Source organism: Bacteroidota bacterium, assembly GCA_018266755.1.
Taxonomy (GTDB): domain Bacteria; phylum Bacteroidota; class Ignavibacteria; order Palsa-1295; family Palsa-1295; genus JAFDZW01.
This window is the reverse complement of sequence record JAFDZW010000005.1, coordinates 1,611,655-1,624,853: the sequence shown is the minus strand read 5'-3', so window position 1 is coordinate 1,624,853 and position 13,199 is coordinate 1,611,655. Positions and strand designations below refer to the sequence as shown.

Genomic DNA, 13,199 nt, shown 5'->3' with positions numbered 1-13,199 from the left:
ATTTCGCCCCCCGAACTTCCGGTCTGTTCCCAGTGTGCTCGCATGTATTGCCATTGTCCTGCTCGTTTCCAAGGCGTATGCCCAACACTCGGCACGATTAATGCACGGACGCGATACGATCGTGTTTGTCGCTGCCGACGATCGAACATTCGAAATGTCCTATCGGCTTGCCAATAACCTTGACACGGCGACGATCATTTTCGATCCGAACTATCACCCGTCCGGTGTTTTTACTCGCGTCGACTCCGATGCAAACGGCTTGCACATTCGCGGCGGAGCGTACAGTATCGAGGCAACAACCTCACCGTTTGCAATCACTGTGCGCGATGCGAATGATCGCATCGTATTCGCAACATATCCGGATACCGGCTTCCGCAGCAATGGCTGTTATGCGCAGATCCTGCAACATGCCGATTACTACGGACTCGATAACCGGACGTGGGGTTTGGCCCGCGGCGACTGGCCGGCGTGGGTGTTTACCGGTGACTACGGCAAAGCAAGTGGTCTGCTTCTCTGGACGACCGATGGATATGGGATTGTCGCTGACGTGGATGACGGTGGTGCGAACGCCACTGGCTGGACAGGCAACTTCTATTATGACAAGACAAATAGTCGTCGCAGAGATAATCATCTCTATATGACATTCGGCACCCCTTGGCAGATTTTTCGTTCGTTTGCGGATATTCTCGGCAAGCCTACGATGCCGCCGTTGTGGTCGCTCGGGTTTCTGCATAGTAAGTGGGGGCAGGATCAGAAGGACGACTACGATCTTGCGCACCAATACCGTTCTCGAAATATCGGAGTCGACGCATTCGCGTTCGACTACGAGTGGATGGACTGGGGACAGCCATGGGGCGAGTTTCGATGGAATCCGACGGCTTTCCCCGATGCCGAATCCGGTGTGTTTGCCGATTCGATGCAGAAGCTCGGTATCTCACTGATGGGTATTCGCAAACCTCGTATTCACGTCGATCAGCCCGAAGGCCAGTATGCGGTAACACACAAGTATTTTCTGCCCGATTCGGCGTTTTATGACTATGTAAGTTTTCAACGAGTCGCACTACTCGATTTTTATAATCCGAAGGTCCGACAGTGGTACTGGCAATCGCTTGTCGATAGCAGTCGCGATCCGTTTAAGCGTGGGCTAAAGGCGCTCTGGAACGACGAAGTCGGGTACCACCGCTCGTTGTATTGTCCGAATATGCAGAAGGCGCAATACGACGGACAACGGTCGTATAACAACTATCGTGTGTTCTCGCTGAACAGGAATTATTCAGTCGGAGTCAACAAGTTTGCCTATGGCATGTGGACGGGGGATATCCAGTCCGACTTTACAACATTGCAGTTTCAAAAACAAGGGGTACTCAACTCTGCGTTGCTTGGGCTCGGTTGGTGGAGCATGGACATCGGCGGCTTCTGGGGATATCCCGATTCGAGTGTCGGCGTTGCCGAGCGATACATCCGCTGGATGGAGCTTGGTGCGTTCGTGCCGTTCTTCCGCATCCATGGCTGCATCGGCCGCGAACGCGAGCCCTGGCTCTATGGCACTGAAGCAGAACGAGTCAGCCGCGAGATAATCAAACTTCGCTATACTTTCTTGCCATATACCTACGGCCTGTTTCGGACGTTCGTCGATGACGGTATCCCGCCGGTTCGTCCGTATGTATTCGACTACCCGACGGATTTTATTTCGCATTACGAGAACAAAGCGGAGCTCTACGGACCGAGCATGATTGTCGCGCCGGTTGTCGATTCGCTTGCCCGATCGATCACATTCCATGTTCCGCCCGGGACTTGGGTAAATTACTATACCGATAGTCTCGTTGCCGGCAGTGCCGATGCAACGTTGGATGCCCCGCTTGATCGTGTTCCGATTCTCATCAAACGTGGTGCGATTATCCCCGAACAAATTCCAGGGCGATTCTCGCTCGACAGCGAGTCGTACCGTGATATCCGCTTCCATGTCTATAGTGGTGCATCCGATACGACCTCATACTACGAGGATGACTTCACAAGCTATAACTACGAGCACGGCGAGTATGCGAAGATTCCCTATCGGCATACTTACAGCCGAGATGCCGAACATATCACGGTCGGGGCGCAGGAAGGAGAGTATGCTGTTCGACCTCGTCACGGTTTTTTTATCGTTCACTGCCTCGACCGAGGGATCGCTCGGGTACTGTACGATGGGGTTGCACTCGACACAATGTCTTTGTCGGATGTCTATGACCGCACACAAACCGGTTGGGCACTTGATTCAATAGCGCACCAACTCGTGATCAGCGTCTCAGATCCATTCCGCGCAGCCGATATTATACTAGAGCCGATCATCGACTACTCGAAGCCCGCAGAGTCGCTTCGGCAGATTGCCGTCGATGTCGTCTCCAATCCTACGCAAGGTAGTATTCGCTGGAATGTCTATTCACCGACCGATACGGATATCCATTCGACGATCTCCACGGTGACCGGAGCGATTGTCTATCAGAGCAACGATCACGCATTTGCCGGGGAAAATCTATTCAGTCCGAACGGTACTGTGTTTACACCAGGTACCTACGAACTGGTTGTGACTGGCAAGGGATGGTCGGTGACGAAAAAGGTGATCGTGCTTTCGCGGTAACCGTTATTCGAGCGCTGTCAGAAACTCGATGATGCTGGTTTCCTTCGGGATATCGAATTTTTTACGGATCCGATACCGGTGGTTTTCGATGTTGCGCTCGGACAGACAGGTCAGCCGTGCGGGCCGGCGGTGGATGGTGTGACGATCGAATACGTCGATGTCGGAGTTGAATCGGTACTCGATTTGCACGAGACGAGCGCCACCGCGATGCAAGCGGCTATCACGAAAGCAATAGAACGAAGAAATGTCATGGTCTGAAATGGAATGGGTGAATGTTCCAAGGCAAAACTACCGGGAGGCTTGGAGAAGGCGTTACTCTAAACGGTACTCTATTTCAGGCTGAGGTGTCCTGATGCACTCAAGGTGTGCTCATCGAACGCATCCGAGTATAAAATGTGCGCATCGCTTCCGCTTCGCCGGGAATATCGAAGTGCTCGATCGATACGATCATCCCATGCTCGATGGAAATCACCTCGTACGATCTGGACTCATGACGCCCGTGTTTATGGCGGATCGAATCTATGAAGTTCAGTTTGAAAGTGCCATCTTGCAGTTGTTCTACTGTGGAGGAGAAACTCACCTCGTCGAATGTCTGCTGCATGAACTTCGTATTCCGGTCGTAGAGCGCAATGACATGGGTGCGGCCTTGATAGTTGCCTTCGTTGTAGCGGTAGGTGCAGTTCTCGGCAAGTAACATTCCTGCTTCGTTGAAACGACATGCATCGATAGAGGATGCGAATTGTTCGGCGATCTTGAGACTCATGCATATCGTAACTCAACTCATGGATGATCGGTTGCGAACCTCTGCGTAATGGCTCCGTTTTGAGTGTATTAGTATTGCAAGGTCATTCTGATCAACGCGAAGAATCTCTGCGGCGGGGCCTCACTGCGTTTCATCGAGGGATTCTTCGCTTCGCTCAGAATGACGTCTGTGTAACCGTTCAAACTGAGCACTATTAACACCTGACAACGGGAATGCAGATTTGTTATACAGGCAGTGCATTGAACTTGCAGCCGATTCCATCGTTCTATACTACCACATGACATTTCTCGAACTCATCCGCGAGCGGCCGGTCGTCTTTGACGGAGCGACGGGCACGCACCTTCAGGGGCAGGGGCTTACACCCGACGATTTCGGCGGCGAGCACCTTGCCGGCTGTAACGAATACCTCGTGCGCTCGAAGCCCGATGCGGTTGCGCTCGTCCATAAAGATTATCTCGAGGCCGGTGCCGACGTGATCGAGACCGATACGTTCGGTTCGGCATCGATCGTGCTCGCCGAGTACGACCTCGGGCATCTTGCATACGATCTCTCGAAAGAAGCCGCCGAACTTGCGAAGAAAGTCGCGACAGACTATTCAACGGCTGCAAAGCCCCGATTCGTTGCGGGTTCTGTCGGACCCACGACAAAGCTGCCGTCGCTCGGGCACATCACGTTCGATGCGATGCGCGATACGTTCTACACACAGATCCTCGGGCTCGTCGATGGCGGAGTGGATCTGTTGTGCATCGAGACGTCGCAAGACCTGTTGCAGGTGAAGTGCGCGCTTGCTGCAACGATGGATGTATTCGCCGAGCGGAAAATCCAACTTCCTGTCGTGACCTCCGTAACCATTGAGACGATGGGCACGATGCTCATGGGTACCGAGATCGCGGCGGCGCTCACCGCGCTTGAGCCGTACGACATCATCTCGCTCATCGGCATGAACTGCGCGACAGGTCCGAAGGAGATGGAAGAAAATGTGCGCTACCTCACACAGAACTCCGTCAAGCCGATCTTTTGCATGCCGAATGCCGGATTGCCGGAGAATATCGGCGGCGTCGCGCACTACCATCTGACGCCGGATGAAATGAAGAAATGGATGTCGCATTTTGTCGGCGATCTCGGCGTCTCGGTGATCGGCGGATGCTGCGGCACGACGAAGGAGCACATTCGCTCCGTCGCGAGTCTTTCCGAGAGTATTCATACGGCGGCGCGTGCCGTCACGTGGACCCCTGCAGCGGCGTCGATCTATTCCTCCGCACCGTTCGAGCAGCAACCCGCACCCGTGATTGTCGGCGAGCGCTGCAATACCAACGGCTCGAAGAAATTCAAAGAGCTGATCCTCGCCGAAGACTACGAAGGCGCCGTCGGCGTTGCGAAAGAACAAGTGAAAGAAGGTGCGCATATGCTCGATCTCTGTGTCGCGTACGTCGGTCGCGACGAAGTTCGCGATATGCGCGAGACGATGAAGCTCTTCAATACGCAGGTCACACTGCCGCTTGTGATCGACTCGACGGAGTACCCCGTCATCGAAGAAGCGCTGAAACATTACGCGGGCCGCGCGATTATTAACTCGATCAATCTCGAAGACGGCGAGGAGCGCATGGCGCATATCCTCCCGCTCTGTAAACGCTACGGCGCTGCGGTGATCGCACTGACGATCGACGAACAGGGAATGACAAAGACGCGCGAGCGTAAGGTAGAAGTCGCCGAGCGCATTATCGAGCTCTCGGTACACAAATACGGCATGCGCGAAGAAGATCTGATCTTCGATACGCTCACGTTCACGCTCGGTTCGGGCGATGAAGAATTCCGTACAGCAGGTATCGAGACCATCGAGGCGATTCGTATGCTCAAAGCCAAGCATCCGAAGGTCAAGACGATCCTCGGCGTCTCGAATATCTCATTCGGCCTGAACCCGCATGCACGGCACGTCCTGAACTCTGTCTTCCTGCACTACGCGATCGAAGCGGGGCTCGACATGGCCATCGTTCACTCGGGCAAGATCATGCCGTTGCACAAGATCGACGAGAAGGGCCGCGACCTAGCCCGCCAGATCATCTTCGACGAACGCAAGTGGGAGATGGTGCCGAAGGCGGCGTGATGCTCATGTTTGAAGGGACCTTGCTTGCAGAACCCGACGGCGGGCATGCGGTCGTTGTACCCGATGACGTTCGTGCACAACTTGGAGGTTCGTCTCGCCTACGTGTTCGCGGCACGATCAACGGAACACCCTTCCGCTCCAACATTGTTACCTACAGTGGGATCCTGTACCTTGGTGTCCACAAGGCAACTGTTCGTACCGCAGGGCTCATTGGCGGGGATGTGGTCACGATCGAGATTGAAGCGGATCCTGACCCCAGATAGAAGCCTTGCGTGAGGTGTGGACAAAATTGACCCTCCCGGTGTTTACCTCGACCGTTAATCCTACGTATTATGGGCAGAGCATTCGAATTTCGAAAAGTACGCAAGATGAAGCGCTGGGACAAGATGTCCAAGGCGTTCACGAAGATCGGCAAGGAAATCGCGATCGCGGTGCGCCTCGGCGGACCCGATCCGGCCGGCAATCCTCGTCTTCGCTCGGCGATTCAAAATGCCAAAGGCGTGAACATGCCGAAGGACCGCGTCGAAGGTGCCATCAAGCGCGCATCGAGCAAAGACGCGGAGAACTTCGAGGAGGCAGTGTACGAAGGGTACGGTCCGCACGGTGTAGCGATTATTATCGAAACGGCGACCGATAACCCGACGCGTACTGTTGCGAATATCCGCTCGTACTTTACAAAGTTTGGCGGTGCGCTTGCCACCAGCGGCGCGCTCGCCTTTATGTTCGAACGCAAAGGCGTCTTTCGTCTGCCGGCGGCAGGCGTCGACCGAGATGCGCTCGAGCTCGAGTTGATCGACTTCGGCGCCGAGGACATCAAAGCCGAGGACGACGAGTTGGTCGTCTATACGTCGTTCGCCGACTTTGCCGGGATGCAGAAGGCTCTCGAAGAAAAGAGCATCGCAGTCACAGAAGCCAAGATCGAGCGACTTGCCACCACCACGAAAGAACTTTCGGAAGAACAAGCGACCGAAGTGTTCGACCTCATCGAGCGCATCGAAGAGGATGACGACGTACAGGCAGTCTATCACACCGTAGCATAACCGGATGCGACGCGCACTGGTCCTTCTCGCGCTCTTGGTTGCAACATCGTCGATGGCGCAACACCGCTCGATGCGATTGTTGCTGCCGGCTCGTGACTTTTCCGGGTATGCGAAATTTCTGCACACCTTCGGGTTTACGACGCTCGACTCCGTCCATTCCATCGTTCGCCTCGGCGACGGGCAGGTTTTTGCCGCGCTGATGCGGCTCGACGATGAGCTGAAGGGGCCGCAACTCGCGCTCTTCGTCGATGATATCGGTCATGTCGATACCCTGCTTTCCACCGAGAGCGGCGTGAACGTCTTCCGAGGCGAAGATGGCCAAATATCGGAGATCGATGTGCATGCTCCCGGCGGCGTCATGCTCTTCATTCATCCGTCGGCGCAGGGAAGCATGCAGCAACCACCAATGACGGCGAACCCTGCATGCGGTGCATTCGTGGAGTTCTCTGTGCCTGTGACGGACGTCGATGCGGCGGCAAAATTTTGGAAGCTCTTCGGGTTTGCCGAGTCGTATCGAGGAGAACAACCGCACCGGGTCGTTCGTCTCGGCAACGGTTCGTTCACGATCGGGCTTCACCAAGACCCGAACACCGAGCGGTCGATCACCTATGCAAGCCGCACAGCGGCTGAGATGATCGAGGCGATCCGGGCCAAGGGGATCGAGCCGATCCTTTCGGACGACGGGAAGAATGGCGGAGCAGTCATGGCGTCGTTCGAATCTCCCGAAGGACTCATCGTGAATATTCTGGGCTTGCGCTGAACGCGATGCCAACCGTGGCAGGGCGCAAGATCGCCGAACTTCGTACCCTCCTGAAACAACATGCGAATGCCGAGCATGCAGCGTTCCATAAGAACTATCAGAAGTCGAGCAAGAAATTCTACGGCATCAAAACGCCCGTCTTGAATGCGGCCGTGAACGATGTCTTCCCGAAGCGCCCGAAGCTGACGAAGGAGGAGATGTGGCCGTTCATCGATGCGCTATGGAATTCCGAGTGGTTCGAAGAACAAGGCGCAGCACTGTTGCTTCTCGATCGCATTACGAAGGTGCTCACACCTTCCGATCTGCCGAATATTAAAAACATGGTCGGCGACTGCGAAGGATGGGCGATGCTCGATTGGATCTCGACGCGAGCGCTGGGGGTGATGGCGATGAACTACCCTGATGAAATCTACCCGAAGGTCAGAACCTGGACGAGAAGCAAGCACCTCTGGACTCGCCGTGCTTCGATCCTGATTCACGTCATGCCGGCTCGGAAGAAACAACTGCGCGCAGATGTAGCCTTGCCAACGTTTGCCGAGTTGCTGCACGAGAAGGAGTTCTTCATTCGCAAAGCCATCGGCTGGGCGCTCAGAGAAATGTGTAAGCACTACCCGGAGATGACGTTCAAATTCTTAAAGGAGCGTAAGGCAGAAGCATCGGGACTGACGATGCGAGAAGGTAGTCGGAATCTCCCGGAGAATCTGAAGAAACGGCTACTTGCTGGTTGAGTGCCATCGTCAGTACAACCCTACTTTTTCTTACAGTAAAGCTTCTTAATCCGTTGTCCCTCTTTGCGTAGCGCTGCTTTGCGTTCGTCGCCGATCTCGTTCCAGTGCGTATTTGTGATCGCACCCTCGAGCGCGTAGAGCATCACCACCGCAGGATTGATGCCGCGCTCGACGAGCAGCCGGAACACATCGAGCACGCCGATGCGCTCGATGTCAGCCGTTGTATACACGCCAACTTCACGCAACCACTGTGCAGATTTCGGCCCGATATTGAGGATTGGTGCTGACATTGATACTAGGGTTGTGAATCCTTTGAAACGGTTTTCAACAGACGTCATTCTGAGCGAAGCGAAGAATCCCTTGCTGAAACCCTGTAAGGCTCCGCCAAAAGGATTCTTCGCTTCGCTCAGAATGACGGTGCGTTGGGTAGAATGACAATACGTACATCAAATTAACACCACGCCTCCACCCACCGGAATAACCCAAGTCGTTTTTTCATGATTCGGTGTTCTTCATTCTTATATTATTTCGCATGGACGATAGGCACCTCATCGCATTAGAGAAGTATTTCGGATTCACCGAATTCCGGCCGTTGCAGCAGGAGATTGTCGAAGACCTTGTTGCCGACAAAGACGTCTTCGTCCTGATGCCGACCGGCGGCGGCAAGTCGCTCTGTTACCAACTTCCGGCTCTCTTGAAGGATGGGCTGGCTGTGGTCGTGAGTCCGCTGATTGCACTCATGAAGGATCAGGTCGATGCCATGCGCGAGCTCGGGGTCCCGGCCATCTATATCAACTCGACAATGGATCCGGTCGAGGTCGGCGAACAGAAGGATCGAATTCGCAGAGGGGCGGTCAAGATGCTCTTTTGTGCCCCCGAGCGGCTTGTGATGCCGGACTTCCTGCAATTTCTTGCCAGTGTACGCGTATCGTTCTTCGCGATCGACGAAGCGCACTGCATCAGCCAATGGGGTCACGATTTCCGCGAGGATTACCGCCGACTCGACGTGCTTCGGACGAAATTCCCCCGCACACCGATCATTGCGATGACTGCCACCGCCACACCGCGCGTCGCAGAAGATATCCTCGATCAACTGAAGCTACGTAAACCCTCGATCTATAAAGCGAGCTTCGAGCGGACGAATTTATCGTATTGGGTCCTGCCGAAGCAACCTCCCGAATCGCAGCTCGTACCGTATCTGAAAAAGCATCGGGGCGAGTCCGGCATAATCTATTGTATTAGTCGTAAGAGGACGGAAGAACTGGCGGACCTGCTTACTGCGCAAGGCATCAGCGCGAAAGCATATCATGCCGGAATGGACTCGGCGTCACGAACAAAAGTACAGAATGTCTTTAAGCGTGACAGCATCGACGTCATCTGTGCGACGATCGCCTTCGGTATGGGGATCGACAAACCGAACGTACGGTTTGTGATTCACTACGAACTGCCGAGAAATCTCGAAGGCTACTATCAGGAAACCGGTCGTGCGGGGCGCGACGGCCAGCCTGCAGAATGTATTCTGTATTATTCTCGCGGCGACCGGTCGAAATATGTACACTTCATCGAGAAAGAGGAAGTGTCGCCCGAGCGAAAGCGGGCGGAGTACGAGAAACTCGATATCATGTGCGGATATGCCGAGTCGCATTCATGCCGGAAGGAATATCTCATTCGGTATTTCGGCGAGGAATATTCCTGTATCGACCGGACGAAGTGCGACATCTGCCTGAAGCCCGGGCAATTCGAAAGGAGCGATGCGACGGAAGTCGCGCAGAAATTTCTTTCGGCGATGGTTCGCACGGAAGAACGCTTCGGGATGAATTATCTCATCGATGTCCTTCGCGGAAAAGAAGACGATCGCATCCTGCACAATCGTCATCACACGCTCCCGACATACGGTGTCGGGAAGTCCGTCTCGAAGGCACAGTGGCAGCACTATGCCCGAGAACTGATCCGGGAAGAGTATATCTGGCAGGATGACGAGAACTATGGGATACTGAAGCTTCGTCCGAAAGGTCGACAGGCGCTCTTCGAACGACAACCGATCGAACTGGTCAATGCGCCGGAGGCCAAGCGTTCGAGAATGGATGCCACCGAGCAAGGGTCGTCGGGGCCAACTAACGGTCCCGTGATCGCGAATCAGGATCTCTTCGACGCCTTGCGATCTCTGCGTCGATCGATTGCCGATGAGCACAACGTCCCTGCATACGTGATCTTTCATGACGCCGTTCTGCGCGAGATGGCTGCTGTTTTACCAAAGACACTCGATGATCTTGGGAAGATCGTCGGCGTAGGGCAAACGAAGTTGGAGCGGTATGGCACAGCATTCCTCAAGGTGATCGATGCCAACAGGGCTCATGCCACGCCAAGCGCCCCGCCGTTGCGGGCTGAATATGAACCTCCCGCCATTGCTGCATCCGCAGCGCTCAGCCGATCACTCTATGAGCAAGGATGTACACTCGAACAGATTGCCAAGAGCCGCGGACTTGCATCGTCCACCGTTGCGACGCATCTCGAAGCCTACATTGCTTCGGGCGATATTACCGATATCTCGCGGCTTGTTGTAGCGGAGAAGATCGAGCCGATCCTCGATGCCTTAAAAAAGGCAGGCTCGATGAATTCACTCGGCGCAGTAAAGCAGCATCTGAACGCTTCGCAGTTCACGTATGAAGATGTGCGCTTTGTACGGGCCTGGGAGTATTGCCGTGCTCGAACCGCTCTCATTCAAAAACGATAGAAATAGAGCTGCCAGACATGGTCACCCGGGCAGTAGACGAGCATCTCGTCGGTATCAACACGATACTCGATAGCCTGTGAGAGCCCTGTAAAGTATAACTCTTCGGTATTGGGGTCCGGGCAACCGATCAGTGTCGTGTGCAGATCGGTCAACTGGATGGTGTCCTGCAAACCGAACCGATACGTACCGGAGAACTGATTGCAGTCCCCGACCCCGGAAACAGTATAATTCGCGCCGAAATTGAGCGTGTAATGGGTCACGAGGCTGTCATCGAAGTAGATATCGTCGGCTATTCTGCGGAATATTATTTTTAGCCTCCAGTGAGTGCCGTCGAGTTGGTTCGTCGGCGGTACGATCGGCGGCGGTGTTGCACTCGTACAGCCGGCGGCAACGAACATGAGGATGCATAGCAGATGATGAAGAGAGTGTTTCATAGCGATACCATCTGTGCTATCGAACAGAGTACCTTGGCCGGAGTTCCGGCATCCGACCCTCATGCGGCAACATGTTCGTAGTTTTGCAGTCCAATGAAGACAGCTATTATCATCCCCTCGCGTCTTGGTTCTACCCGGTTGCCGCGCAAGCCGCTGCACATGATTGCGGGTATGACACTCGTCGAGCGGGTATATCGCGGATGCAAACGAGCGCATGGTATCGAATATATCGCCGTTGCGACCGATAGTGTGGAGATCGCCGATCATGTTCGTGCATTCGGTGGCGAGGTGATTATGACCCCCGAATCGTGCGAAACCGGTACGGAGCGCGTCGGCATTGCCGCGCAGTCGTTGCCGGAGGACATCGATGTGGTGATTAACGTACAGGGCGACGAGCCGCTGATCGATCCGATCGTGTTGGATACGTTGCGCGATCTCTTTGAAATCTCACCCGGTGTGCGTATCGCAACCCCGATTACGCCACTCCTTGACGACGCCGAGCTCGCGAATCCTGCCGTTGTAAAAGTTGCCCTGAGTCGCGATAACCGTGCGCTGTACTTTTCGCGTTCGCCGATCCCGTTCGACCGCGATGGCGCGGACCTCGTGGACTACTGGCAGCATATCGGCGTCTATGCATTCCGTAAGAAAAACTTGCAACAGATTCTCGAGCTACCGCCGTGTCCGCTCGAGCGTGCCGAGAAACTTGAGCAGCTTCGGTGGCTCGACGCGGGTTACAGCATTCATTGCGTGAATGTAGAGTATCGCTCGGTCGCCGTGGATACGGCCGAGGATGTCGAGAAAGTGGAAGCAATTCTCAGAGAGCGAGGGGAAGCATGACGGTCGGCGAAGCACGACGGCAATTCCCGCATACGTGGACCGATATGGTCTATCTCAATCATGCGGCTATCAGCCCCATGTGCTTTCGTGTGCGCGAGGCTGTTGCAGCGTATCTTGAAGCACGGGCACTGAAGGATATCGAAAGCTGGCCGACTGCGCCGCGCATGGCAAACCAGGTGAAGATTACGCTTGCCAATCGTTTCGCTACGAAGGCCGACCGGCTTGCATTCGTGCTCAATACCTCCGAGGGCTTGAGTCTGCTCACCGAAGGACTGCAGTGGCACGCCGGCGATCGTATTGCCCTTTTTCGCTACGAATTTCCGACCAATGTCTATCCGTTTCTGAATCAACAACGCAAGGGTGTCGCGATCGATCTGCTCGAACCACCCGACGGGCGCATCACGCCGGAGTATCTGGCAACCGCGATCAAGCCGGACACAAAGCTCTTCACACTCAGCTCCGTACAATTCCTTTCGGGATATCGGGCGGACCTCGAAGCGATCGGCGCATTCTGCAAATCACGCGGGATCATTTTTTGTGTGGACTCCATCCAAGGATTCCCCTATCTGCCGATCGACGTCGAGAAAGCACAGATCGACTTTCTCTCGTGCGGCGCTCATAAATGGTTGATGTCGCCGGAAGGCGTGGCGTTCGTGTATGTCAGCGAGGCGATGCAAGCACGTATTCATCAACCGACCATGGGCTGGACGACGGTGAAGAATGCGATGAACCCATTCGATTTCGACCTTTCGCGTATTCGTGACGACGCCGGACGCTACGAGAACGGTACGATGAACTACCCGGGCATTGCCGGTCTCAAAGCGATGCTGGAGTTCTTCGAGGAATTCGGCTACGACGAAATGCAGAGGCGGACGGTTGCTCTCTCGGGGATGATCGTCGAAGAGTGTACTAAACAAGGCGTGGAAGTGCTCACACCCGCAGTTGCGACCGAGCGCGGGGGGATTGCGTCTATCGCGATCGAGAATCCGGAGGCGGTATATGAGCGGCTCATGAACGCCGAAATAACGGTCGCACTTCGAGCGGGGAAGATTCGTTTCTCTCCGTACTTCTATACGACGGAGGAGGAGATCAAGAAGGCGATGAATATCGTCTTTAGTTGATCGTAGTAGGACGGACTCTGAGTCCGTGCCGCGCAGACGAAGAGTCTGCGCCACTGCA

General features: G+C 54.8%; 13 protein-coding genes. 9 read left to right on the top strand and 4 right to left on the bottom strand.

Features of this window, described 5'->3' with window-relative positions; all coding sequences use genetic code 11:
• Positions 1-34 precede the first annotated feature (34 nt).
• Entirely contained in the window at positions 35-2,620 is a 2,586-nt protein-coding gene (locus tag JSS75_11540) for a DUF5110 domain-containing protein (protein MBS1904329.1), read from the top strand.
• A 3-nt stretch (positions 2,621-2,623) separates the two neighbouring features.
• Here the strand turns inward: JSS75_11540 and JSS75_11535 are convergent, their stop codons facing one another.
• Both JSS75_11535 and JSS75_11530 read right to left on the bottom strand, forming a co-directional pair.
• Positions 2,624-2,809 (bottom strand): hypothetical protein, encoded by a 186-nt coding sequence (locus tag JSS75_11535; protein MBS1904328.1) that lies wholly within the window; start codon positions 2,807-2,809, stop codon positions 2,624-2,626.
• 169 nt (positions 2,810-2,978) lie between these two features.
• Positions 2,979-3,383: a hypothetical protein gene (locus tag JSS75_11530; GenBank protein MBS1904327.1), complete on the bottom strand. Its 405-nt coding sequence runs from the start codon at positions 3,381-3,383 to the stop codon at positions 2,979-2,981.
• A gap of 277 nt (positions 3,384-3,660) precedes the next feature.
• Between JSS75_11530 and JSS75_11525 the strand changes: the two genes are divergently transcribed.
• The 5 genes from JSS75_11525 (at position 3,661) to JSS75_11505 (ending at position 8,015) form a co-directional block, all read left to right on the top strand.
• Positions 3,661-5,487, top strand: a complete 1,827-nt coding sequence (locus tag JSS75_11525) for a homocysteine S-methyltransferase family protein (GenBank protein MBS1904326.1) — start codon at positions 3,661-3,663, stop codon at positions 5,485-5,487.
• A 5-nt stretch (positions 5,488-5,492) separates the two neighbouring features.
• Positions 5,493-5,750, top strand: a complete 258-nt coding sequence (locus tag JSS75_11520; protein MBS1904325.1) for a DUF1905 domain-containing protein — start codon at positions 5,493-5,495, stop codon at positions 5,748-5,750.
• Between the two features lie 69 nt (positions 5,751-5,819).
• Complete coding sequence (locus JSS75_11515) at positions 5,820-6,527, top strand: YebC/PmpR family DNA-binding transcriptional regulator (protein ID MBS1904324.1); 708 nt, start codon at positions 5,820-5,822, stop codon at positions 6,525-6,527.
• Between the two features lie 4 nt (positions 6,528-6,531).
• Complete coding sequence (locus tag JSS75_11510) at positions 6,532-7,287, top strand: VOC family protein (GenBank protein ID MBS1904323.1); 756 nt, start codon at positions 6,532-6,534, stop codon at positions 7,285-7,287.
• 5 nt (positions 7,288-7,292) lie between these two features.
• A complete protein-coding gene (locus JSS75_11505; protein MBS1904322.1) occupies positions 7,293-8,015 on the top strand; it encodes a DNA alkylation repair protein in 723 nt (240 codons plus the stop codon).
• Between the two features lie 20 nt (positions 8,016-8,035).
• Here JSS75_11505 and JSS75_11500 read toward each other — a convergent pair whose 3' ends face one another.
• Positions 8,036-8,305, bottom strand: a complete 270-nt coding sequence (locus JSS75_11500) for a TfoX/Sxy family protein (protein ID MBS1904321.1) — start codon at positions 8,303-8,305, stop codon at positions 8,036-8,038.
• A 242-nt stretch (positions 8,306-8,547) separates the two neighbouring features.
• On the opposite strand from JSS75_11500, the gene recQ reads away from it, so the two are divergent.
• The gene (gene recQ / locus JSS75_11495) at positions 8,548-10,749 is read left to right on the top strand and encodes a DNA helicase RecQ (GenBank protein ID MBS1904320.1); all 2,202 of its coding nucleotides are present in this window, start codon (positions 8,548-8,550) and stop codon (positions 10,747-10,749) included.
• Here the strand turns inward: recQ and JSS75_11490 are convergent.
• Entirely contained in the window at positions 10,737-11,183 is a 447-nt protein-coding gene (locus JSS75_11490) for an META domain-containing protein (protein ID MBS1904319.1), read from the bottom strand. The two genes, recQ and JSS75_11490, sit on opposite strands and share 13 nt — an antisense overlap.
• A 93-nt stretch (positions 11,184-11,276) precedes the next feature.
• On the opposite strand from JSS75_11490, the gene kdsB reads away from it, so the two are divergent.
• A complete protein-coding gene (kdsB, locus tag JSS75_11485; GenBank protein ID MBS1904318.1) occupies positions 11,277-12,020 on the top strand; it encodes a 3-deoxy-manno-octulosonate cytidylyltransferase in 744 nt (247 codons plus the stop codon).
• Positions 12,017-13,141, top strand: coding sequence for an aminotransferase class V-fold PLP-dependent enzyme (locus JSS75_11480; protein MBS1904317.1), 1,125 nt, complete (start codon positions 12,017-12,019; stop codon positions 13,139-13,141). The genes kdsB and JSS75_11480 overlap by 4 nt, the downstream gene beginning before the upstream one ends.
• Positions 13,142-13,199 lie beyond the last annotated feature (58 nt).

Bases quoted from the DNA above. Each gene is read 5' to 3' on its own strand.
- JSS75_11515 (MBS1904324.1), top strand. From the start codon at position 5,820: ATGGGCAGAGCATTCGAATTTCGAAAAGTACGCAAGATGAAGCGCTGG.
- JSS75_11500 (MBS1904321.1), bottom strand. From the start codon at position 8,305: ATGTCAGCACCAATCCTCAATATCGGGCCGAAATCTGCACAGTGGTTG.
- JSS75_11520 (MBS1904325.1), top strand. From the start codon at position 5,493: ATGTTTGAAGGGACCTTGCTTGCAGAACCCGACGGCGGGCATGCGGTC.
- JSS75_11525 (MBS1904326.1), top strand. From the start codon at position 3,661: ATGACATTTCTCGAACTCATCCGCGAGCGGCCGGTCGTCTTTGACGGA.
- JSS75_11490 (MBS1904319.1), bottom strand. From the start codon at position 11,183: ATGAAACACTCTCTTCATCATCTGCTATGCATCCTCATGTTCGTTGCC.
- JSS75_11480 (MBS1904317.1), top strand. From the start codon at position 12,017: ATGACGGTCGGCGAAGCACGACGGCAATTCCCGCATACGTGGACCGAT.
- JSS75_11510 (MBS1904323.1), top strand. From the start codon at position 6,532: ATGCGACGCGCACTGGTCCTTCTCGCGCTCTTGGTTGCAACATCGTCG.
- recQ (MBS1904320.1), top strand. From the start codon at position 8,548: ATGGACGATAGGCACCTCATCGCATTAGAGAAGTATTTCGGATTCACC.
- JSS75_11505 (MBS1904322.1), top strand. From the start codon at position 7,293: ATGCCAACCGTGGCAGGGCGCAAGATCGCCGAACTTCGTACCCTCCTG.
- JSS75_11530 (MBS1904327.1), bottom strand. From the start codon at position 3,383: ATGAGTCTCAAGATCGCCGAACAATTCGCATCCTCTATCGATGCATGT.
- kdsB (MBS1904318.1), top strand. From the start codon at position 11,277: ATGAAGACAGCTATTATCATCCCCTCGCGTCTTGGTTCTACCCGGTTG.